Raw genomic sequence first — 22,022 nt, forward strand, 5'->3', positions numbered from 1 at the left:
CGGCGCTACTTAACGAATGTCCTGCGCCTTCCACCAGCCGCAGAACTCATCAAGGGCGGTCCACAGACTGACTTTCGGATCGTAGTCCAGATAATGCCGGGCGCGGCTGATGTCCAACGTGAAATTTTTGTTCATCACTTGCATGCCCAGGCGCGACAGCGTCGGCTCGGGACGCCCCGGCCAGAGTTTGCACACACCTTCATTGAGCGCCGCAACGCTGTAGGCCAAGCCGTAGGAACGGTAGCGCGTGACCTGTGGGACGTCCATTTTGCGCATCACGTAATTGACCACATCCCACAACGGCACCGGCGCGCCGTTGCTGATGTTGTAGGCCTTGCCCAGCGCCGAACCGCTGGCCAGCAAACTGCTGAGCAACGCTTCGTTGAGGTTTTGCATGCTGGTGAAATCGACCTTGTTCAGGCCGTTGCCGACAATCGCCAGACGTCCCTTGCGCTGCATCTTCAACAGGCGCGGGAAGATGCTCATATCGCCGGCGCCAGTGACGAAACGCGGACGCAGGGCAATTGTTTCGAGGCCGAATTCCTGGGCGCCGAAGACCTTTTGCTCGGCGAGGTACTTGGTCGCCGCGTAGTGATGCTTGAAGCGCTTGGGCACCTGCTCTTCGGTCAGGCCCAGATGGTCGCGACCATCGAAGTAGATCGACGGCGACGACAAATGCACCAGACGCCGGACCCGCTGCTTTAAACAGGCCTCGACCACGTTTTCGGTGACCTGGACGTTGCCCAGGTGAAAGTCCTGATAACGCCCCCACAACCCGACCGCCCCGGCGCAATGCACCACCGCGTCGACGTCCGAGCACAGGCCGCGCACCAGTTCCGGGTCGCTCAAGTCACCCTGGATGAATTCGGCGCCTCGGCGCACCAGGTGCTCGACACTTTCGGCCCGGCGACCGTTGACCCGTACGTCCAGGCCCTGCTCCAAGGCGAAACGCGCAAAGCGCCCGCCAATGAAGCCGCTTGCGCCGGTGACCAGAATTTTCATTTAGAGCTCCGATGTCTTTCGTTTTGCGTAATGCGTGAGTCTTGACGCTGCCCGTCAGTCCAACGGCACCAGCCATTGCTTCGACGAACGTACCAATTGGTCAGTGAGTAAACCCAAAAGCTGACCGCCATTGCGCCAATGATGCCAGTACAGCGGCACATCGATTGGCTTATCTGGCAAAAGCTCCACCAAAACACCACGTTGCAGTTGCTCGCGCACCTGCAACTCCGGCACCAGTCCCCAACCGAGCCCCGCTTCCGTGAGGCGGATAAAGCCTTCGGACGATGGGCACAAATGGTGCTCGAAACCGCCGTCAACGCCCAAGGACGCGAGGTAGCGATGCTGCAGGAAATCGTCCGGGCCAAACACCAGCGCCGGGGTGCGTGGCAATAATTCGGCACGCACGCCTTGGGGAAAATGCCGGGCAATGAATGCAGGGCTGGCCAGCGCCCGGTAACGCATGGCGCCCAACAACACGCTGCGGGCACCGGCCACCGGGCGTTCGCTGGCACACAGACACGCCGCCACTTCCCCGGCGCGCATGCGTTTGAGGCCCACGGTCTGGTCCTCCACGACCAAGTCCATCAGCAAATGCTGCTCGGCGCAAAAATCCCCCACCGCATCGGCCCACCAAGTGGCGAGGCTGTCGGCGTTGAGGGCAATGCGCAGGCGTTCCGGCAGGCCTTCTTCATCCAGCGCCGGCACCAGGGTCAGCAAATCCCGCTCAAGCAGGCGCACCTGCTGCACATGGTTGAGCAAACGCCGACCGATTTCAGTCGGCGCTGGCGGCGTCGCCCGCACCAACACCGGTTGGCCAATCCGCGCCTCCAGCAACTTGATGCGCTGGGAGATCGCCGATTGCGACAAACCCAGCACCTGGGCGGCACGTTCGAATCCGGCCTGCTCGACCACGGCGGCCAAGGCAGAAAGCAATTTATAGTCGAACATCAGTTTTCCTAATGAGCGATCAGCACTATTGGTTTTTCTTATACAGCTTCGCGCCGGAGAATGGCCAGCAAGAACTCTTGAACAAGGAATACCGACATGGCTGGCGAAACTTCATTGGCGACCCTGCTGCGCAGCATGAGCCCGCAACTCAACGCCGGCGAATTCGTGTTTTGCACCCTGCCCGACGGCAAGTTGCCTACAGAGCTTGAGATCATCGGCAGCTTTCGCGAGCAGGAAGGCCTGACGGTCATTCTGGAAAAATCCCACGCCGAACAGGCCGGTTTCAGCTTCGACTACGTCGCCGCGTGGATCACCTTGAACGTGCACTCCGCCCTCGAAGCCGTGGGCCTGACCGCCGCGTTCGCCTCGGCGCTCGGAAAAGCCGGGATCAGCTGCAACGTGATTGCCGGCTACTACCACGACCATTTGTTCGTCGGTCAGGCCGATGCCGAACGCGCCATGCAAGTGCTGCGGGACCTGGCAGCCAACGCGGAGTAGAAATCTATGTGGCAAAGCTATGTAAACGGCCTGTTGGTCGCGGCGGGGCTGATCATGGCGATCGGCACCCAGAACGCATTTGTGCTGGCGCAAAGTCTGCGCCGCGAACATCACCTGCCGGTGGCGGCGCTGTGCGTCGTTTGCGATGCGTTGCTGGTGGCCGCCGGCGTGTTCGGTCTGGCGACAGTGCTGGCGCATAACCCGACGCTGCTGGCGGTGGCGCGTTGGGGTGGCGCGGTATTCCTGATTTGGTACGGCAGCCAGGCGCTGCGTCGGGCCTGCTCGAAACAAAGCCTTGAACAGGGCGAAAACCAGACCGTGCGTTCGCTGCGGGCGGTGCTGCTCAGTGCCTTGGCGGTAACGCTGCTGAACCCGCATGTTTATCTGGATACGGTGTTGCTGATCGGCTCCCTCGGTGCACAACAGACCGAACCGGGCGCCTATGTGGTCGGCGCGGCGAGTGCTTCATTATTATGGTTTTTCACCCTGGCACTGGGCGCCGCGTGGCTGGCCCCGTGGCTCGCACGGCCCAGCACCTGGCGGATCCTCGACCTGTTGGTGGCCGTGATGATGTTCACCGTAGCAGCCCAACTGATCACCAGTGCGTGATTTATTCCAAAAGGCTCTGGAACCTCTATTCCACACAGTTGTTGCGTGGTTATGCCGCACCCCCGGTGCTATGATCCGGTTCGATGCGCCGCAAAGAGTACAAACTCCCCGGCGCTTGTCTGGCCGCCCGTGATCGGCCTTGCGCTCACCGCAACTGACCTGATTAGGAGAATCATCATGGCTTTCGAATTGCCGCCGCTGCCCTACGCACACGATGCCCTGCAGCCGCACATTTCCAAGGAAACACTGGAATATCACCACGACAAGCACCACAACACCTACGTCGTGAACCTGAACAACCTGGTGCCAGGCACCGAGTTCGAAGGCAAGACCCTGGAAGAGATCGTCAAATCTTCTTCGGGCGGTATCTTCAACAACGCCGCTCAGGTCTGGAACCACACCTTCTACTGGAACTGCCTGGCGCCAAACGCCGGCGGTCAACCTACCGGCGCGCTGGCTGAAGCCATCAACGCTTCGTTCGGTTCGTTCGACAAGTTCAAAGAAGAATTCAGCAAAACCTCGATCGGCACCTTCGGTTCCGGCTGGGGCTGGCTGGTGAAAAAGGCTGACGGTTCCCTGGCCCTGGCCAGCACCATCGGCGCCGGCAACCCGCTGACCAACGGCGACACCCCGCTGCTGACCTGCGACGTCTGGGAACACGCTTACTACATCGACTACCGCAACGTTCGTCCGAAGTATGTCGAAGCGTTCTGGAACCTGGTCAACTGGAAATTCGTGGCTGAGCAGTTCGAAGGCAAAACCTTCACCGCTTAAGATCGATGTCCAAAAAAACCCGGCTTAGGTCGGGTTTTTTTATGGGCGTTGGAAAAGTTTCTCCTGTCAGATCGCCGTCGCAATCAACGACACCGCTGTACCTGTGGGAGCGAGCTTGCTCGCGATAGCGGTTTGTCAGTTGCAGAGATGTTGAATGTGAGGCCGCCATCGCGAGCAAGCTCGCTCCCACAGGGGGAACACCTAATCCTGCGGATCGACAATATCCAACGCCCGGTTGACTGCCAGCTGCGCCAGCATGACCACCTGCGCAATACCCAGCGCCGTGCTGCGCTGGGAACCGCTAAGGAAGGAGGCGAAATCATTGGCCATGACATTCGCCGAGGCTAACGACTCACAGGCGTGAGCCAAGAGGGATTCGATGTTCTTGTCCAGGGAGACATTGAACATGGAGTCGGGTTTGTAGGGTGGGTCTGGGATTAATTTATCCATAAAAATTCTCACGCGTTAAGGGCCACCACTTACCGTTCTCACGCGGTGGAGAGGTGGCAGCTATGTGCGGGGTGAGAAACCGGTTATGGACACCCGGACCAGACCGAAGTCTGCCCGCACACAGCCGCCATAACGCATTTACGACAGGATAAGCTGGCGGCAATTATGCGTGTACGGGTGCTGTATGACCATAAGTTGCCGGGTTCTCACGCCCGATCGCTGAGTTTTCAGCGACACCCAAAAGGTTATTCATCCCGCTTCCTACGGGCAACCTGAAAACCTCGTGGGAAAGGTCCGGTTTTTTCAGCCATGTTTAAACAGACTTATTCGTTGCCTGTGCGGACGCCTTCGCGAGCAGGCTCGCTCCCACAATTTTGACCGAGTACAGCCGGAGAGATTGATCCGCTGACAGGCCGCCTTCGCGGGCAAGCCTTGCTCCTACAAATTGACCGAGTACAGCCGGAAGAAATGGGTCGTCTGTCAGGACGCCTTCGCAGGCAAGCCAGCTCCCACAGTTTTGACCGAGTACAGCCGGGAGAGATTGATCCGCTGACAGGCCGCCTTCGCGGGCAAGCCTCGCTCCTACAGTTTGACCGGGGACATTCGGGAGAGATTGGTCGTCTGGCAGGACGCTTTCGCAGGCAAGCCTTGCTCCTACAAATTGATCCAAGTACATCCGGGATGGGATTGGTCGTCTGTCAGGACGCCTTCGCGGGCAAGCCTCGCTCCTACAGAAGCAAAAGCAGAACGGCATGCACCGCACCGCTCCTCACCACTCAAGGCCGAGCGTTAGCTCGCCTGCCATTGATCTTGCTCCACCCGCCCCTTTCGGGAGGCTGAGTGGAGGTGTTCATCTGGGGGGCAGGCGCGCAGCGCCGTTCGACGAAGTCGAACACATCGAGAGGAGGTCGAAGCGAAGCCGACCGTAGGCGATGCGCCCAGATGAATGCCGGAACGAAGGCACGCCGAGCCTAAGCGAGGGGCCGGACGCCAGGGGCGAGACCTTTTGGTTCCTTTTGGGGCGTTTGCCAAAAGGGACTCGCCGTAAGGGCGAAACCGCCAGCCGCCACAACCGCAGCAACGGATATACACCCCAACCACCCAAAACCTGGTCGGCCCAGAGGCCGCCAAGCCCCAAGCGACCAATCGCAATTTCCTACAATGAAACCAGACAGGAGCGCCTTGCCCCCAAGCCACAGCGGACTAACATCAACCCAAAGGAAAAATACTCCCGAACCTCCTCAAGTTGAAGGCCAAAACTACCGACACAGTACAAATAGGACAAACACTCAAAATCCCAGCATATTGGCCAAGCTACAGGCAAAATCCCCTGAGCTGAATTGTCCCTTTGACTGCCATCACGGGATTGCCAATACTCATGGCAACTTGATGCTACCCGCACGGAACAAGGAATAACCCTTTGAAGCTGGAACTCAAGAACAGCTTGTCGGTGAAGTTGCTCCGGGTCGTGCTCCTGTCGGCATTGATCGTCGGCGTGGTCTTGAGCTGCGCGCAGATCGTTTTCGATGCCTATAAAACACGCCAGGCCGTGGCCGGTGATGCCCAGCGCATCCTCGACATGTTTCGTGACCCCTCGACCCAGGCCGTCTACAGCCTGGACCGGGAGATGGGCATGCAGGTGATCGAAGGCCTGTTCCAGGACGATGCCGTGCGCCAGGCCTCCATTGGCCACCCCAATGAAGCCATGCTCGCGCAGAAATCCCGCGAGCTGCAGCATTCCAACAGCCGCTGGCTGACCGACCTGATCCTCGGACAGGAACGCACCTTCACCACCCAACTGGTGGGTCGCGGGCCCTACAGCGAGTACTACGGCGACCTGAGCATCACCCTCGACACCGCCACTTACGGCCAGGGTTTCATCGTCAGCTCGGTGATCATCTTCATTTCCGGGGTACTGCGCGCCCTCGCCATGGGCCTGGTGCTGTACCTGGTTTACCACTGGCTGCTGACCAAGCCGCTGTCGCGGATCATCGAGCACCTGACCGAGATCAACCCCGACCGCCCCAGCGAACACAAGATTCCGCAGCTCAAGGGCCACGAGAAGAACGAGCTGGGGATCTGGATCAACACCGCCAACCAGTTGCTCGAGTCCATCGAGCGCAACACGCATCTGCGCCACGAAGCGGAAAACAGCCTGCTGCGCATGGCCCAGTACGATTTCCTCACTGGCCTGCCGAACCGCCAGCAATTGCAGCAGCAACTGGACAAGATCCTGGTGGACGCCGGCAAATTGCAGCGCCGGGTCGCGGTGCTGGTCGTCGGCCTCGACGACTTCAAGGGCATCAACGAACAATTCAGCTACCAGACCGGCGACCAATTGCTGCTGGCCCTGGCCGATCGCCTGCGGGCCCATAGTGGTCGCCTCGGCGCCCTCGCCCGCCTCGGTGGCGACCAGTTCGCGCTGGTCCAGGCCGACATCGAACAACCCTACGAAGCGGCTGAACTGGCCCAAAGCATTCTCGATGACCTGGAAGCGGCGTTTGCCCTCGATCATCAGGAAATCCGCCTGCGCGCGACCATCGGCATCACCCTGTTCCCCGAGGACGGTGACAGCACCGAGAAGTTGCTACAAAAAGCCGAGCAGACCATGACCCTGGCCAAGACTCGCTCGCGCAACCGTTATCAGTTCTATATCGCCAGCGTCGACAGCGAGATGCGTCGTCGCCGCGAACTGGAAAAAGACCTGCGCGATGCCCTGATCCGCGACCAGTTCTACCTCGTCTACCAACCGCAGATCAGCTACCGCGATCACCGGGTGGTGGGCGTCGAGGCGTTGATTCGCTGGCAACACCCCGAACACGGGTTGGTGCCGCCGGACCTGTTCATCCCGCTGGCCGAGCAGAACGGCACCATCATTGCCATCGGCGAGTGGGTACTGGATCAGGCCTGCAAGCAATTGCGCGACTGGCATGACCAGGGTTTTGCCGACCTGCGCATGGCGGTGAACCTATCGACCGTGCAGTTGCACCACGCCGAGCTGCCACGGGTGGTCAACAACCTGCTGCAAATCTATCGCCTGCCGCCGCGCAGCCTGGAGCTGGAAGTCACCGAAACCGGCCTGATGGAAGACATCAGCACCGCCGCCCAGCATTTGCTGAGCCTGCGTCGTTCCGGCGCGCTGATCGCCATCGACGACTTCGGCACCGGTTATTCGTCGCTGAGTTACCTGAAAAGTCTGCCCCTGGACAAGATCAAGATCGACAAGAGCTTCGTCCAGGACCTGCTGGATGACGACGACGATGCGACCATCGTTCGCGCGATCATTCAACTGGGCAAGAGCCTGGGCATGCAGGTGATTGCCGAAGGCGTGGAAACCGCCGAGCAAGAGGCCTACATCATTTCCGAAGGCTGCCACGAAGGTCAGGGTTACCACTACAGCAAACCGCTGCCGGCGCGGGAGTTGAGCGCTTATCTAAAGCAGGCCCAGCGCAGTAACGCAGCCATTTTGTAAAATCAAAGATCGCAGCCTCGTTTCACTCTGTAGGAGCTGTCGAGTGAAACGAGGCTGCGATCTTTTGATCCACAACACCCCAACTCGCTAAATACGAAATATTTCCAAGCACAACCCTTTACACATAATGCGAAAGATTTGCATTATGTGGCAGTTTTGCGCGCCCCCGGCGCCATTCCACCCCCTATCGAAGCAGGATGTTCGCCATGATTCGTATGCCTCTGGCTACCGCCAGTCTGTTGGCCATCGCTATTTCCCTCGCCGGTTGCGGTGAAGGCAAAGACAAGACCGCTGCTGCGCCAACGCCTGCGCCGGCCGCCAGCACCACCGCTGCGGCCCCGGTTGCTGCGCCAGCCGCCGCCGGTAAAGTCGACGAAGCCGCCGCCAAAGCCGTGGTCGCGCATTACGCCGACATGGTCTTCGCCGTTTACAGCGATGCCGAATCTACCGCGAAAACCCTGCAAACCGCCGTCGACGCCTTCCTCGCCAAGCCGAACGCCGACACCCTGAAAGCCGCCAAGGCTGCCTGGGTCGCTGCTCGCGTTCCTTACCTGCAGAGCGAAGTGTTCCGCTTCGGCAACACCATCATCGACGACTGGGAAGGTCAGGTGAACGCCTGGCCACTGGACGAAGGCCTGATCGACTACGTCGACAAATCCTACGAACACGCACTGGGTAACCCGGGTGCCACCGCAAACATCATCGCCAACACCGAAGTCCAGGTCGGCGAAGACAAGGTCGATGTCAAAGAAATCACCCCGGAAAAACTTGCCAGCCTGAACGAGCTGGGCGGTGCTGAAGCCAACGTCGCTACCGGCTACCACGCCATCGAATTCCTGCTGTGGGGCCAGGACCTGAACGGCACCGGCCCAGGCGCCGGCAACCGTCCTGCTTCCGACTACCTGGAAGGCAAAGGCGCAACGGGCGGCCACAACGATCGTCGCCGTGCCTACCTGAAGTCCGTGACCCAACTGCTGGTCAGCGACCTGGAAGAAATGGTCGGTAACTGGAAGCCGAACGTGGCCGACAACTACCGCGCCACCCTGGAAGCCGAGCCTGCCGAAACCGGCCTGCGCAAAATGCTGTTCGGCATGGGCAGCCTGTCCCTGGGCGAACTGGCGGGCGAGCGCATGAAGGTTTCCCTGGAAGCCAACTCCCCGGAAGACGAACAGGATTGCTTCAGCGACAACACCCACAACTCGCACTTCTACGATGCCAAAGGCGTGCGTAACGTGTACCTGGGCGAATACACCCGCGTCGACGGCACCAAAATGACCGGCGCGAGCCTGTCGTCCCTGGTGGCCAAGGCCGACCCGGCTGCCGACACCGCCCTGAAAGCTGATCTGGCCGCGACCGAAGCCAAGATCCAGGTCATGGTCGATCACGCCAACAAGGGTGAGCACTACGACCAACTGATCGCCGCCGGCAACACCGCGGGCAACCAGATCGTACGTGACGCCATCGCGTCCCTGGTCAAGCAGACCGGCTCGATCGAACAAGCCGCTGGCAAACTGGGCATCAGCGACCTGAACCCGGACAACGCTGATCACGAATTCTGATCAACGCTGGCTGAGTGACAAAAAAGGCGGCCTTCGGGTCGCCTTTTTCATACCCGCCTGAACACAATCCCTGTAGGAGCAAGGCTTGCCCGCGAAGACGGCCTCACATTCAACATTGTTGCTGACTGACCCACCGCCTTCGCGAGCAAGCTTCGCTCCTACAGGGGATTAATGGCGCCCCCAAAATCGTGTGCCACATTGGATTGCGGTGAACCTGTAGGAGCGAGGCTTGCCCGCGAAGGAGGCCTCGCATCCAATATTGTTGCTAGCTGACCCACCGCTTTCGCGAGCAAGCTTCGCTCCTACAGGTGAGCGCGGTTACAAGTAAAAACCTGTCCCACATCAACCAAACGATAATTCCTCTTATTCAATTTCCCCCGCCCTGTTAGACTTTGCGCCCTTGTTTTGCTCGTCTTCCAGGAAGCCTGATGCCGTCGTTGCCTCTTCGTTGGTGCACCCTGTTCATGGCCCTGGGCCTGAGTGCCTGCGATGACGCCCCGCGTTTTACCCAGGCCGAGCCCGGTGAAGCGCGGTCCGGTGGCAGCGCGACGGTGCGCAAGACCGATCAGAACGCGTTTTCCCTGCCCTCGGCCAATCTGCCGCCTTCACGTCGGGTGGATTTCAGCGTCGGCAACAGCTTTTTCCGCAGCCCCTGGGTGATCGCCCCGTCGACCACCACCGCCCGGGATGGCCTCGGCCCGTTGTTCAACACCAATGCCTGCCAGAACTGCCACATCAAGGACGGTCGCGGTCACCCGCCGACGCCTGACGCCGCGAATGCGGTGTCGATGCTGGTGCGCCTGTCGATTCCCGATTCACCGGCCTACGCCAAGGTCATCGAGCACCTGGGCGTGGTCCCCGAGCCGGCCTACGGCGGCCAGCTTCAGGACATGTCGGTGCCCGGCGTCGCGCCGGAAGGCAAGGTACGGGTCGACTACACGCCGGTGCCGATTCGCTTCAAGGACGGCACCGAAGTCGAGTTGCGCAAACCGACCTTGCAGATCACGCAACTGGGCTACGGCCCGATGCACCCCGACACCCGTTTCTCGGCACGGGTTGCACCGCCGATGATCGGCCTCGGCCTGCTCGAAGCGATCCCCGACGAAGCGATCCTGGCCAATGCCGAGGCCCAGGCCAAAGACAAAAACGGCATCGCCGGACGCCCGAATAAGGTCTGGGATGACGCCCAGCAAAAAACCGTCCTCGGTCGCTTCGGCTGGAAGGCCGGGCAGCCCAACCTCAATCAACAGAATGTTCACGCGTTTTCGGGTGACATGGGCCTGACCACCAGCCTGCGGCCCTTCGATGACTGCACCGACGCGCAAACCGCCTGCAAGCAAGCACCCAACGGCAATGGCCCGAACGGCGAGCCGGAAGTCAGCGACAACATTCTGCGACTGGTGCTGTTTTACAGCCGTAACCTCGCCGTCCCGGCCCGCCGCGATGTCGGTACGCCGCAAGTGCTGGCGGGCAAGAATCTGTTTTTCCAGGCCGGTTGCCAGTCCTGTCACACGCCGAAATACACCACCGCCGCCAATGCCGCCGAGCCTGAACTGGCCAATCAAGTGATTCGCCCCTACAGCGATCTGCTGCTGCATGACATGGGCGATGGCCTGGCGGATAACCGCAGCGAATTCCAGGCCAGTGGCCGCGACTGGCGCACCCCGCCGTTGTGGGGCATCGGCCTGACGCAAGCGGTCAGTGGCCACACCCAGTTTTTGCACGATGGTCGCGCCCGCAACCTGCTTGAAGCCGTGCTTTGGCATGGCGGCGAAGCGAGCGCGGCGCAGCAACAGGTTTTGTCTTTCAATGCCGAGCAGCGCAGTGCGTTGCTGGCGTTTTTGAATTCTCTCTAAGCACTTAAAAGAATCGGGAGCCCGACATGTTCCGTCCCAAATTGTTGTTCACCAGCCTTGCAGCGCTCGCCCTCGGCGCCTGTTCGCCGCAGGATCCGCAAGCGGTCACCTCCGCGGCCATCGCCAAGCAAGTGATCCTGCCGACCTACAGCCGCTGGGTCGAAGCCGACCGCCAACTGGCCGTCAGCGCCCTCGCCTATTGCCAGGGCAAAGAAGACCTGGACACCGCACGCGCCGACTTCCTGCACGCGCAGAAAGCCTGGGCCGAGCTGCAACCGTTGCTGATCGGGCCGCTGGCCGAGGGCAACCGTGCGTGGCAGGTGCAGTTCTGGCCGGACAAGAAAAACCTCGTCGGCCGTCAAGTCGAGCAACTGGTCACCGCCCAGCCGCAGATTGATGCCGCAGCGCTGGCCAAATCGAGCGTGGTGGTTCAGGGCTTGTCGGCCTACGAATACATTCTGTTCGACAGCAAGATCGACATGGCCGATGCCACGCAGAAAGCCAAGTACTGCCCGCTGCTGACCGCCATTGGCGAACGTCAGAAGCAACTGGCTGAAGAGATCCTGTCGCGCTGGAACACCAACGACGGCATGCTCGCGCAGATGAGCAAATTCCCGAACCAGCGCTACGCCGATTCCCACGAAGCGATCGCCGATCTGCTGCGGGTTCAGGTTACGGCGCTGGACACCCTGAAGAAAAAACTCGGCACGCCGATGGGTCGCCAGACCAAGGGCATTCCACAGCCGTTCCAGGCTGATGCGTGGCGCAGCCAGTCGTCGCTGCAAGGTCTGGAAGCCAGCCTGGCCGCGGCGAAAACCGTCTGGGTCGGGGTCGACAACAAAGGCCTGCGCGGTCTGTTGCCGAGCGAGCAGAAACCATTGGCCGACAAGATCGACGCTGCCTACGCCGCCTCGCTCAAACTGTTTGCCAGCAACCAGCGCTCGCTGACCGAAATGCTCAACGACGATGCCGGTCGCCAGCAACTCAACGATATCTACGACAGCCTCAACGTCGTCCATCGCCTGCACGAAGGCGAACTGGCCAAGGCGCTGGGCATCCAACTGGGCTTCAACGCCAACGACGGTGACTGATGAGGGCGAGTGCCATGCTGCGACGTCAGGCTCTGACTTTAGGTAGTTTGCTGCTGGGAGCAGTGACACTGGGCGGCTGGACGCTGTTCAAGCAAAAGGACAAGAGCCCGCTGCTGCTGTCGGCGCGGGACGATACCGACGGCAAGCATTACGCCGTCGGTTATCGGCTGGACGGCACCCGGGTGTTCGCCACCCAGGTCGGCCAGCGTTGCCACGACATCATCAATCACCCGACGCTGGCGATTGCGCTGTTTGTCGCGCGGCGTCCGGGCACCGAAAGTTACCTGATCGACCTGCGCGACGGCACGCTGCTGCAAACCTTGACGTCGCATCCGAACCGGCATTTCTATGGGCACGCGGTGATTCACAAGGATGGCGAGTTCTTGTACGCCACCGAAAACGACACCAGCGATCCGGGTCGCGGCTTGCTGGGTGTGTATAAGTTCGAAGGAGAGCGACTTATCCACAGCGGCGAGATTCCTACACACGGCGTCGGCCCGCATCAGGTGTCGTGGATGCCCGACGGCGAAACCCTGGTGGTGGCCAACGGCGGGATTCGCACCGAGGCCGAAAGCCGGGTCGAGATGAACCTTAACGCGATGGAGCCGAGCCTGGTGCTGATGCAGCGCGACGGCACCTTGTTGAGCAAGGAAACCCTCGCTCAACAGATGAACAGCGTGCGTCATCTGGGGGTTGCCAGCGACGGCACCATCCTCGCCAGCCAGCAGTTCATGGGACCGTCCCATGAGTCGTCGGAGTTGCTGGCGATCAAGCGTCCGGGCCAGCCGTTCGTGGCGTTTCCGGTGCCGGAGCATCAGTTGCAGGCCATGGGGCATTACACCGCCAGCGTCGCGGTGCACAGCGAGCTGCGGCTGGTCGCGTTGACGGCGCCACGCGGTAATCGCTTTTTCATCTGGGACCTGGACAGCGGCGAAGTGCGCCTGGATGCGCCGTTGCCGGATTGCGCCGGGGTCGGAGCGGTGGCGGACGGATTTGTCGTGACCTCGGGCCAAGGGCGTTGCCGGTACTACGATTGCCGCCAGACAGATCTGGTTGCAAAACCACTGGAGCTGCCGGCCGGGCTTTGGGATAACCACCTGCACCTCATCTGAACAGGTCTTGTGTAGCAGCTGGCGAAGCCTGCGTTCGGCGGCGAAGCCGTCGTGATGTCCGACAACGCGATGTGTCAGGCAAACCGCGGTGAATGGATTTACGACGGCTTCGCCGCCGAACGCAGGCTACGCCAGCTGCTACAGTTGGATTCCCCTTCCCACTCGGAGTAATGTTCCCGCCTGTCTCGCCTGATTTTCTCCAAGGAAGTGGAAATATGCTGCGTCGCCGCATGCTGATCATGTTGGGTGTTGTGTTGCTGATCGTGCTGGCCCTGGGCGGTTACAAGGCCTTTTCGATTTACACGATGATCCAGGGTTTTTCCAAGCCGAAACCGCCCATCAGCGTCGCCGTGGCCACGGCTTCCGAACAGCCGTGGCAAATGCGCTTGCCCACCGTGGGCACGCTCAAGGCGCTGCAAGGGGTGAACCTGAGCCTGGAGATTTCGGGCACGGTCAAAGACCTGATGTTCGAGTCGGGGCAGAAGGTCAAGGCCGGGCAACCGCTGCTGCAACTGGACAGCGCCGTCGAAAGCGCCCTGCTCGAAACCGCCCAGGCTGACCTCGGTCTGGCGCAGCTGGATTTCGGTCGCGGCAGTCAATTGGTCGACAGCCGGGCGATCTCCAAAGGCGAGTACGACCGGCTCTCTGCGCAACTGCAAAAGAACAAGGCGACGGTCAACCAGCTCAAGGCGTCCCTGGCCAAGAAACGCATCCTCGCCCCCTTCAGCGGCACCATCGGCATTCGTCAGGTGGACGTCGGCGACTACCTCGCCAGCGGCACCATGATCGCGACCCTGCAAGACCTCAGCAGCCTCTATGTCGACTTCTTCCTGCCCGAGCAATCGGTGCCCAAGATCGCTCTCGGCCAACCCGTGCAGGTCATCGTCTCGGCGTACCCGACGCAGAACTTCCCCGGCACCATCAGCGCGATCAACCCGAAGGTCGAGAACAGCACCCGCAACATCCTGATCCGCGCCACGCTGGCCAACCCGGATGGCAAGTTGCTGCCGGGGATGTTCGCCAGCCTGCAAGTCATGCTGCCGAACCCGCAACAGCATATCGTCGTACCGGAAAGCGCGATTACCTACACCCTCTACGGCAACTCGCTGTACGTGGTCGGGCAGAAGAAAGCCGAGGACGGCAGTGTCGAAAAAGACGACAAGGGCCAACCGGTCCTGATCGCCGAACGTCGGTTCATCGAAACCGGCGAACGCCGTGATGGCCTGGTGATGATCAACAAAGGCGTGCAGAGCGGCGAGCAAGTGGTCACGGCCGGCCAGATCAAACTGGACAACGGCGCACACATTGCCATCAGCGACGACAAGACCCTGACCGATAAGAACAGTCAGCCACGTACTGACTGATCAAGGAATCCTCATGGCTTTTACCGATCCGTTCATCCGCCGCCCGGTGCTCGCCACCGTGGTCAGCCTGTTGATTGTGCTGCTGGGCTTCCAGGCCTGGAGCAAGCTGCCGCTGCGCCAATACCCGCAAATGGAAAACGCCCTGATCACGGTGACCACCGCCTACCCCGGGGCCAACGCCGAAACGATCCAAGGCTATATCACCCAACCGATGCAGCAGAGTCTGGCCAGCGCCGAGGGCATCGACTACATGACCTCGGTCAGTCGCCAGAACTTCTCGGTGATTTCGATCTACGCGCGCATCGGCTCTAACAGCGACCGTTTGTTCACCGAGCTGCTGGCCAAGGCCAACGAGGTGAAGAACAAGCTGCCCCAGGACGCCGAAGACCCGGTGCTGAGCAAGGAGGCCGCCGACGCCTCGGCGCTGATGTACATCAGTTACTTCAGCAAGGAGCTGAACAACCCGCAGATCACCGACTACCTGTCCCGGGTCATCCAGCCAAAACTGGCGACGTTGCCCGGCATGGCCGAAGCCGAGATTCTCGGCAACCAGGTGTTCGCCATGCGCCTGTGGCTCGACCCGGTGAAACTCGCCGGCTTCGGCCTGAGTGCCAGCGACGTGACTAACGCAGTGCGCCAGTACAACTTCCTCTCCGCTGCCGGCGAAGTGAAAGGCGAGTACGTGGTCACCAGCATCAACGCCAACACCGAACTCAAATCCGCCGAAGCCTTCGCCGCGATTCCGCTCAAGGTCTCGGGTGACAGCCGCGTATTGCTCAGCGATGTGGCGCGAGTCGAGATGGGCGCCGAAAACTACAACGCCATCAGTTCCTTCGGTGGCACGCCATCGGTGTACATCGGCATCAAGGCAACACCCGGCGCCAACCCGCTGGACGTGATCAAGGAAGTGCGCAAGATCATGCCGGAGCTGGACGCCCAGTTGCCGCCCAACCTGAAAAGCGAAATCGCCTACGACGCCACGCTGTTTATCCAGGCCTCGATCAACGAGGTGATCAAGACCTTGTTCGAAGCGGTGCTGATCGTGATTGTCGTGGTGTTCCTGTTCCTCGGAGCCCTGCGCTCGGTGGTGATCCCGGTGGTGACCATCCCGCTGTCGATGATCGGCGTGATGTTCTTCATGCAGATGATGGGCTATTCGATCAACCTGCTGACCCTGCTGGCGATGGTGCTGGCCATCGGGCTGGTGGTGGACGATGCGATCGTGGTGGTGGAAAACATTCACCGGCACATCGAGGAAGGCAAGACACCGCTTGACGCGGCCCTTGAAGGCGCCCGGGAAATCGCCATGCCGGTGGTGTCCATGACCATCACCCTGGCGGCGGTGTATGCGCCGATTGGTTTCCTCACCGGGCTTACGGGGGCGTTGTTCAAGGAGTTTGCCCTGACACTGGCCGGGGCGGTGGTGATCTCAGGCATCGTCGCCCTGACCCTGTCGCCGATGATGTGCGCCTTTTTGCTGCGCCACGACCAAAACCCCAGCGGCCTCGCCCATCGCCTGGACCTGATCTTCGAAAGCCTCAAGCGCCGCTACCAGAGCATGCTCCACGGCACGCTCAATACCCGGCCGGTGGTGCTGGTGTTCGCGGTGATCGTGCTGTGCCTGATCCCGGTGTTTCTCAAGTTCGCCAAGTCGGAACTGGCGCCGGACGAAGACCAGGGCATCATTTTCATGATGGCCAACGCGCCGCAGCCGACCAACCTCGATTACCTGAACGCCTACACCGACGAGTTCATCCAGATCTTCAAAGAGTTTCCCGAGTACTACTCCTCGTTCCAGATCAACGGTTTCAACGGCGTGCAATCGGGTATCGGCGGTTTCCTGCTCAAACCGTGGAACGAGCGCAGCCGCACGCAAATGCAGATCCTGCCCGAGGTCCAGGCCAGGCTGGGGAACATTCCCGGTTTGCAGATCTTCGGCTTCAACCTGCCGTCCTTGCCGGGCACCGGTGAAGGCCTGCCGTTCCAGTTCATCATCAACACCGCCAACGATTACGCGTCGCTGCTGGACGTCGCGGACCGGGTGAAAAAGCGCGCACTGGAGTCCGGCAAGTTTGCCTTCGTCGACATCGACCTGGCGTTCGACAAACCGGAAGTCGTGGTGGATATCGACCGCGCCAAAGCGGCGCAGATGGGTGTGTCGATGCAGGACCTCGGCGGCACGCTGGCGACGCTGCTGGGTGAGGCGGAGATCAACCGGTTCACCATTGAAGGGCGCAGCTATAAGGTCATCGCCCAGGTCGAGCGGGCTTACCGGGATAACCCCGACTGGCTGAACAACTACTACGTCAAGAACACCGCGGGTGAACTGCTGCCCCTGTCGACCCTGATCACCGTCACCGACCGGGCGCGACCACGGCAGTTGAACCAGTTCCAGCAACTCAACGCGGCGGCCGTGACCGGGTTCCCGCTGGTGAGCATGGGCGAGGCCATTGAAGTCGTACGCCAGATCGCTCAGGAAGAAGCCCCGGCGGGTTTTGCGTTTGACTACGGTGGCACGTCGCGACAATTCGTCCAGGAAGGCAGTGCGTTGTGGGTGACGTTTGCCCTGGCGCTGGCGATCATTTTCCTGGTGCTGGCGGCGCAATTCGAAAGCTTCCGCGACCCGCTGGTGATCCTGGTCACCGTGCCGCTATCGATCTGTGGCGCGTTGATCCCGCTGTTCCTCGGTTGGTCGAGCATGAACATCTACACCCAGGTCGGGCTGGTGACGCTGATCGGGCTGATCAGCAAACACGGGATCCTGATCGTCGAGTTCGCCAACAAACTGCGCAAGGAAAAGGGTTTGACGCCCCGGGAAGCCGTGGAAGAAGCGGCGGCCATCCGCTTGCGGCCGGTATTGATGACCACTGCGGCCATGGTGTTTGGCATGGTGCCGCTGATTCTGGCGACGGGCGCGGGTGCCGTCAGCCGGTTCGACATCGGCACGGTGATCGCCACGGGGATGTCGATCGGGACGTTGTTTACCTTGTTCGTGTTGCCGTGCATCTACACGCTACTGGCCAAGCCCGATAAACCTTAAAGTCAAAAGATCGCAGCCTTCGGCAGCTCCTACATTGGGATTGTGCTCACCCTGTAGGAGCTGCCGAAGGCTGCGATCTTTTGAAGGGCAAAAAAAAGACCCCGCATCTGCGAGGCCTTTTATTTTGGCTTCAATCTGTTCAACTTTGCGGCCTCAATCCTTGTGATAGTCCGAACATGAACAGCAACAAGTCATGATCAGGTTGTGTCGCCACGGTTGCTTTGGCAACCCGTGGCAACGGGCAGCGAGCGTCACCGTTCACTGCACTGAGGACTTGCGTGCGGGGCTGCTCCCAAGCCGCCACCGCCAATGAAGCAACTGCCAAGGCTCCTAGTAGAAACACACCTCGTGCAATTTCGAGTTTCATCGCTATAAACCCTTGATAGCGCTGCCAAACGCCGTCTCATAAAAATAGACCAGATTCTTCCAGTCTGTATCGCTGAACGACGAGTGGCGACGCAATTGCTTCATGTCATGGGCGGCGGCGCGCTGGGCAGTCAAACGCTGGCGGCATTTCTCCAGATCGATCAATGCCACTTCAACCGTGGCGGCCTCGCCTTCGCCGGCGACCCGCACGAAAACGTGCTTGATGTAGATGCAGCTGTGCTGCCAGCGGCCCTTGTGCATGCGGGCCAGATTCTCGGCCAGTTCCTTGAGGACGCGCTCGTGAACCGCTTCGCCGTGACGCTCGCGACCGCCGCCCGCGTACCAGTGTTCGATTTCTTCGAAACCGTCCAGGGACTTGGTGACCAGCAACGCACGCCATTTGTGTACAGGATCGCGTTGGGCGCCGCAGAACACCATTTCCGGTACCCGCACACCCAGCGCCGTCAAACCGATCAGCGCATCACGCTCGCGCAACACCGTCGGCCGGCCGAAGGGGTGCAGCCAGCTGCGATAGATATGCCCGGTCTGACGCTTTGCATACAGCAGCTGTCCGTCGGTGCTCCTGACGCGCTGCACACCACTTTCACCACCGCGACGAACGTTGGGTTCTTCTACCCATTCACCGCGCTGATTCCAGAAATAGTCGAAGCGGTCCTGGGGAGCGACTTCCGTTTCTGCTGCATATTGCACTGCCATCCTGTTACCTCTTGCGTAATACGTAAACCCGCCACATGGCATAGAGCGGTATGAAGTCCAGTTGTTCCTGAATGCGGAAACCCGCTTGTTCGAATTCCTTTTCAACCGTAACAGCCGGTAACACAAATCGATTTTGGTAACCTTCCTGCCCGCGCTTTTTCTCGGCGCGCTTGCGTTTCCAGGCCTTGAAGTTGCCGTCCACCCACAGCGAAATGATCACGCTGTCACGGGTGACCCGCTCGAACTCACGCAAAATAGCCAGTCGATGCTCGGCTTCACCGATGTGATGGAGCAAACGCATGCAGAAAATGCTGTCGACGGCGTTATCAGGTAAAGCAATGTCGAATGCAGAAGTGTGCAAGGGTTGTACCCGTTTCACCACTTCGGCGGGTTGGGCCTGGGTGGCGATCTTCAGCATCGACTCGGAGTTGTCGGCTCCGATGATCACACGGTTGTGCTTTTGCGCCAGTAACGGCCAGAAACGCCCCGCGCCGCATGGCAAATCGAGGACCAGCCCAGGGTCACCCGCCAAGGTCAGAGCCTTGCGGGCCAGCTGTTCGTCACGCCAATGGGACAATCGACGGCCGAGACCATCCTGATGCTTGCGCAAATATTTTTGCGCATGTTGATCGTCGTACTTCTCGGAAAAATCCAGTTTGATCGGGCCTGCCATCATCAAAGTCTCCTGAATTGCTGATGACACCTACGTTAGGTAGCGCCGTGTCAGCGTCAGGTCATGACTTTGTGAAAACTTCGTTGAGTAAAACAGTGAAGTATTTCAACGTTTTACAGGGATCAGATGATAGCGCAGGGCCACCACTAAAAGATCGCAGGAATCGAAGGCTGCGATCTTTTTACTTGGTCAGACCCGCGGCTTACCCAATTCCACCTCAAAGCAGCAGCCATTGGGCTCCATGGTGGTGAGGCTGACGGTCCAGCCCTGGTTCTCGCAGATCCGCTGTACCAGCGACAGACCCAGCCCCAGACCTTCGCCGCGCTTCTCGTTACCCCGCACGAAAGGCTCGAACATCGCCTCGCGTTTTTCCTCGGGGATGCCGACACCGGTGTCCTCGACCATAAACCCGGTGTCGGTCAGCGTCAGGCGAATGAAGCCGATTTCAGTGTAGTGCAGCGCATTGCGCAGCAAGTTGCCCATCACCGCATGCAGCAGCGTCGCGTTGTAGCGGTTGTTCGATGGAATGCCCGGCTCGAAGTTCAGGGCCAGGCCCTTGTACTCGATTGGCTCGCGCCAAAGACACAGCAGCCCGTCGGCAACCTGGCTGATGGTCTGCTGTGGCGACATGCTGGCGTCTTCACGCTGGGCGCGGGCGAGCATCAGGAAGGTTTGTACCAGTTCGCGCATTTCCTCACAGGCCCGGGCGATACGCTCGACCTGAGCCCGACCGCGCTGATCGATACCAGGGTTTTCCAGCAGCAACTCGCAGGAGCTGGCCAGCACCATCAGCGGCGTGCGCAATTCGTGGCTGACGTCACTGGTGAACAGGCGTTCACGGGTCAACGCCTGGCGCAAACGGCCAAGGGTGGCGTCGAAGGCCACCGCCAGTTCGCCCACTTCGTCAGCGGCATAATCCGGCGCCAATGGCGGCGCCAAACCCAATAACTGATCGCGATGCCGCACCTGACGGGCCAGTCGCACCACGGGCGCCATGACTTTGCGCGCCAGGATCCAGCCGAGAAATACCGCCAGTGCCAGGCTCAGCACGAAGCCCACCAGCACCACGGCAAACAGCACGCGTTCACGCTCTTCGAAATCGCTCTGATCCTGCAACAGCACATAGCGCCGGCCATCGACGATTTCGACCATCGCGTGGTACGACAGGTTTTCCCGAAACACTTCGTGGAAACCGGAATCCAGATGACGCAGATCCTTGGGCAGTTCGAAGTCCCCGGGCCCGCCGCTGAAATAAAACAGCTGATCCGGTTCCGGGCGATGGCTCCAGTCCGTGACGCTGTCCATCAGCAGCAGGCGTTGCAAGTCACCGCCCAGGCCTGCCGAGATCAGCTTCTCTTCCACCAAGTGCACGGTCGCCACGATACCCATGGCGAAGGCCCCTGCCACCAGTGCGCTCATCAACGCAAAGGCGATGATGATCCGTTGAGCGAGGCTCTGCTTAAACTCCATCTCGGCCCTCGGCCAAGCGATAACCCACGCCGTGCACGGTTTGCAGCAAGGGCTTGGCAAAAGGCTTGTCGATCACCTGGCGCAGTTGGTGAACGTGGCTGCGCAGGCTGTCGCTGTCCGGACAATCATCGCCCCACAAGGCCTCTTCGAGGATTTCGCGGCGCAGCACGTGGGGGCTTTTCTGCATCAGCACCGCCAGCAGTTTCAGACCGACCGGGTTGAGCTTGAGCAAACGGCCTTCGCGGGTCACTTCCAGGGTATCGAGGTCGTAACTCAAGTCGCCGACCTGCAGCGCACGCCGACCGCCGCCCTGGGCACGACGCATCACCGCTTCGATGCGCGCGGCCAGTTCGGACAAGGCGAACGGCTTGATCAGGTAATCATCAGCGCCGGACTTGAAGCCCTGCAACCGGTCATCCAGTTGATCCCGCGCCGTCAGCATGATCACCGGCGTGTCACGGCGGGCGTCTTCACGCAGGCGTTTGCACAGGGTGTAACCATCGATGCCGGGCAGCATGATGTCGAGCACGATCAGGTCGTAATGCTCGGTGGCCGCCAGGTGCAATCCCGACAAGCCGTCCTGCGCGCAATCCACGGTATAGCCCTTGAGCCCCAGGTAATCGGCCAGATTGGCGAGGATATCGCGGTTGTCTTCAACCAATAAAATTCGCATGGGCACTCCTCCGTACACAGTAACGGCCATCTTCGGCTCGCGCAGCTTACGGCCAAGCTGAGCGCACGGCTAGGCCCGAAGACCGCATCCATCCATTCGTTCAACCAATTGACCGTATTAACAAGTTTTTCACTATCGGTTCACAACCTGACGACAGTGTCGCGGCGAAAATCCCGAAGCCAATGGACTTCTTCAATACAACTCGCGCCATCATCTATTACCAATCCGTCAGTTATGGCTTCAAGCAATCGCTGCTTGGCTGGAAAGCGCCCAAGGAGGGCTCGCCCCAGGTCAGCGTACGTTAACCGAATGGCTCCGGGCTGATGCCCCGGGGCTTTTTCCCATGCT

18 protein-coding genes are annotated in these 22,022 nt (G+C 60.3%); 10 read left to right on the forward strand and 8 right to left on the reverse strand.

Features of this window, described 5'->3' with window-relative positions; genetic code table 11:
- Positions 1–9: 9 nt before the first annotated feature.
- Complete coding sequence (locus tag LOY68_RS25270; RefSeq protein ID WP_054045126.1) at positions 10–1,002, reverse strand: NAD-dependent epimerase/dehydratase family protein; 993 nt, start codon at positions 1,000–1,002, stop codon at positions 10–12.
- 54 nt (positions 1,003–1,056) lie between these two features.
- Positions 1,057–1,950, reverse strand: a complete 894-nt coding sequence (locus LOY68_RS25275) for a LysR family transcriptional regulator ArgP (RefSeq protein ID WP_265040586.1) — start codon at positions 1,948–1,950, stop codon at positions 1,057–1,059.
- A 96-nt stretch (positions 1,951–2,046) separates the two neighbouring features.
- Between LOY68_RS25275 and LOY68_RS25280 the strand changes: the two genes are divergently transcribed.
- The 3 genes from LOY68_RS25280 (at position 2,047) to LOY68_RS25290 (ending at position 3,831) form a co-directional block, all read left to right on the forward strand.
- Positions 2,047–2,448 carry an ACT domain-containing protein gene (locus LOY68_RS25280; protein WP_265040587.1) on the forward strand — a complete coding sequence of 134 codons (402 nt, stop codon included), beginning with the start codon at positions 2,047–2,049 and terminating at the stop codon, positions 2,446–2,448.
- 6 nt (positions 2,449–2,454) lie between these two features.
- The gene (locus LOY68_RS25285) at positions 2,455–3,057 is read left to right on the forward strand and encodes a LysE/ArgO family amino acid transporter (RefSeq protein WP_163912453.1); all 603 of its coding nucleotides are present in this window, start codon (positions 2,455–2,457) and stop codon (positions 3,055–3,057) included.
- A gap of 177 nt (positions 3,058–3,234) precedes the next feature.
- On the forward strand, positions 3,235–3,831 hold the full coding sequence (locus LOY68_RS25290; protein ID WP_008034365.1) for a superoxide dismutase: 597 nt from the start codon (positions 3,235–3,237) through the stop codon (positions 3,829–3,831).
- Between the two features lie 201 nt (positions 3,832–4,032).
- Here LOY68_RS25290 and LOY68_RS25295 read toward each other — a convergent pair whose 3' ends face one another.
- On the reverse strand, positions 4,033–4,281 hold the full coding sequence (locus LOY68_RS25295) for a DUF6124 family protein (protein WP_163912451.1): 249 nt from the start codon (positions 4,279–4,281) through the stop codon (positions 4,033–4,035).
- A gap of 1,420 nt (positions 4,282–5,701) precedes the next feature.
- On the opposite strand from LOY68_RS25295, the gene LOY68_RS25300 reads away from it, so the two are divergent.
- The 7 genes from LOY68_RS25300 to LOY68_RS25330 all read left to right on the forward strand — a co-directional run bounded on the left by LOY68_RS25300 (position 5,702) and on the right by LOY68_RS25330 (position 17,775).
- Positions 5,702–7,753, forward strand: a complete 2,052-nt coding sequence (locus LOY68_RS25300; protein ID WP_054045139.1) for a putative bifunctional diguanylate cyclase/phosphodiesterase — start codon at positions 5,702–5,704, stop codon at positions 7,751–7,753.
- Between the two features lie 206 nt (positions 7,754–7,959).
- A complete protein-coding gene (locus tag LOY68_RS25305) occupies positions 7,960–9,312 on the forward strand; it encodes an imelysin family protein (RefSeq protein WP_163912449.1) in 1,353 nt (450 codons plus the stop codon).
- A gap of 428 nt (positions 9,313–9,740) precedes the next feature.
- Positions 9,741–11,168, forward strand: coding sequence for a di-heme oxidoredictase family protein (locus LOY68_RS25310; RefSeq protein ID WP_265040592.1), 1,428 nt, complete (start codon positions 9,741–9,743; stop codon positions 11,166–11,168).
- 26 nt (positions 11,169–11,194) lie between these two features.
- Positions 11,195–12,259 (forward strand): imelysin family protein, encoded by a 1,065-nt coding sequence (locus LOY68_RS25315; RefSeq protein WP_054045144.1) that lies wholly within the window; start codon positions 11,195–11,197, stop codon positions 12,257–12,259.
- Between the two features lie 14 nt (positions 12,260–12,273).
- The gene (locus LOY68_RS25320) at positions 12,274–13,371 is read left to right on the forward strand and encodes a DUF1513 domain-containing protein (protein ID WP_265040594.1); all 1,098 of its coding nucleotides are present in this window, start codon (positions 12,274–12,276) and stop codon (positions 13,369–13,371) included.
- A 215-nt stretch (positions 13,372–13,586) separates the two neighbouring features.
- The gene (locus tag LOY68_RS25325) at positions 13,587–14,735 is read left to right on the forward strand and encodes an efflux RND transporter periplasmic adaptor subunit (protein ID WP_265040595.1); all 1,149 of its coding nucleotides are present in this window, start codon (positions 13,587–13,589) and stop codon (positions 14,733–14,735) included.
- A 13-nt stretch (positions 14,736–14,748) separates the two neighbouring features.
- Positions 14,749–17,775, forward strand: coding sequence for a multidrug efflux RND transporter permease subunit (locus tag LOY68_RS25330; RefSeq protein ID WP_163912440.1), 3,027 nt, complete (start codon positions 14,749–14,751; stop codon positions 17,773–17,775).
- Between the two features lie 139 nt (positions 17,776–17,914).
- On the opposite strand, the gene LOY68_RS25335 is transcribed toward LOY68_RS25330, so the two are convergent.
- The 5 genes from LOY68_RS25335 to colR all read right to left on the reverse strand — a co-directional run bounded on the left by LOY68_RS25335 (position 17,915) and on the right by colR (position 21,674).
- Entirely contained in the window at positions 17,915–18,142 is a 228-nt protein-coding gene (locus LOY68_RS25335) for a hypothetical protein (RefSeq protein ID WP_265040598.1), read from the reverse strand.
- Positions 18,143–18,144: 2 nt separating this feature from the next.
- Complete coding sequence (locus LOY68_RS25340; RefSeq protein WP_054613682.1) at positions 18,145–18,858, reverse strand: lipopolysaccharide kinase InaA family protein; 714 nt, start codon at positions 18,856–18,858, stop codon at positions 18,145–18,147.
- A gap of 4 nt (positions 18,859–18,862) precedes the next feature.
- A complete protein-coding gene (locus LOY68_RS25345; RefSeq protein WP_163914817.1) occupies positions 18,863–19,531 on the reverse strand; it encodes a class I SAM-dependent methyltransferase in 669 nt (222 codons plus the stop codon).
- Between the two features lie 189 nt (positions 19,532–19,720).
- On the reverse strand, positions 19,721–21,001 hold the full coding sequence (locus LOY68_RS25350; protein ID WP_265040599.1) for a sensor histidine kinase: 1,281 nt from the start codon (positions 20,999–21,001) through the stop codon (positions 19,721–19,723).
- Positions 20,991–21,674, reverse strand: coding sequence for a two-component system response regulator ColR (gene colR, locus LOY68_RS25355; protein ID WP_054045155.1), 684 nt, complete (start codon positions 21,672–21,674; stop codon positions 20,991–20,993). The genes LOY68_RS25350 and colR overlap by 11 nt, the downstream gene beginning before the upstream one ends.
- Positions 21,675–22,022: the final 348 nt, after the last annotated feature.

The sequence above is a fragment of the Pseudomonas sp. B21-053 genome, from assembly GCF_026016365.1.
GTDB classification, from domain to species: domain Bacteria; phylum Pseudomonadota; class Gammaproteobacteria; order Pseudomonadales; family Pseudomonadaceae; genus Aquipseudomonas; species Aquipseudomonas nunensis.

Excerpts from the sequence above, each read along its gene's own strand:
- LOY68_RS25305 (WP_163912449.1), top strand. The coding sequence starts at position 7,960 with ATGATTCGTATGCCTCTGGCTACCGCCAGTCTGTTGGCCATCGCTATT.
- LOY68_RS25295 (WP_163912451.1), bottom strand. The coding sequence starts at position 4,281 with ATGGATAAATTAATCCCAGACCCACCCTACAAACCCGACTCCATGTTC.
- LOY68_RS25340 (WP_054613682.1), bottom strand. The coding sequence starts at position 18,858 with ATGGCAGTGCAATATGCAGCAGAAACGGAAGTCGCTCCCCAGGACCGC.
- LOY68_RS25335 (WP_265040598.1), bottom strand. The coding sequence starts at position 18,142 with ATGAAACTCGAAATTGCACGAGGTGTGTTTCTACTAGGAGCCTTGGCA.
- LOY68_RS25350 (WP_265040599.1), bottom strand. The coding sequence starts at position 21,001 with ATGGAGTTTAAGCAGAGCCTCGCTCAACGGATCATCATCGCCTTTGCG.
- LOY68_RS25320 (WP_265040594.1), top strand. The coding sequence starts at position 12,274 with ATGCTGCGACGTCAGGCTCTGACTTTAGGTAGTTTGCTGCTGGGAGCA.
- LOY68_RS25290 (WP_008034365.1), top strand. The coding sequence starts at position 3,235 with ATGGCTTTCGAATTGCCGCCGCTGCCCTACGCACACGATGCCCTGCAG.
- LOY68_RS25330 (WP_163912440.1), top strand. The coding sequence starts at position 14,749 with ATGGCTTTTACCGATCCGTTCATCCGCCGCCCGGTGCTCGCCACCGTG.
- LOY68_RS25345 (WP_163914817.1), bottom strand. The coding sequence starts at position 19,531 with ATGGCAGGCCCGATCAAACTGGATTTTTCCGAGAAGTACGACGATCAA.
- LOY68_RS25325 (WP_265040595.1), top strand. The coding sequence starts at position 13,587 with ATGCTGCGTCGCCGCATGCTGATCATGTTGGGTGTTGTGTTGCTGATC.
- LOY68_RS25310 (WP_265040592.1), top strand. The coding sequence starts at position 9,741 with ATGCCGTCGTTGCCTCTTCGTTGGTGCACCCTGTTCATGGCCCTGGGC.
- LOY68_RS25285 (WP_163912453.1), top strand. The coding sequence starts at position 2,455 with ATGTGGCAAAGCTATGTAAACGGCCTGTTGGTCGCGGCGGGGCTGATC.
- LOY68_RS25270 (WP_054045126.1), bottom strand. The coding sequence starts at position 1,002 with ATGAAAATTCTGGTCACCGGCGCAAGCGGCTTCATTGGCGGGCGCTTT.
- LOY68_RS25315 (WP_054045144.1), top strand. The coding sequence starts at position 11,195 with ATGTTCCGTCCCAAATTGTTGTTCACCAGCCTTGCAGCGCTCGCCCTC.
- LOY68_RS25280 (WP_265040587.1), top strand. The coding sequence starts at position 2,047 with ATGGCTGGCGAAACTTCATTGGCGACCCTGCTGCGCAGCATGAGCCCG.
- colR (WP_054045155.1), bottom strand. The coding sequence starts at position 21,674 with ATGCGAATTTTATTGGTTGAAGACAACCGCGATATCCTCGCCAATCTG.
- LOY68_RS25275 (WP_265040586.1), bottom strand. The coding sequence starts at position 1,950 with ATGTTCGACTATAAATTGCTTTCTGCCTTGGCCGCCGTGGTCGAGCAG.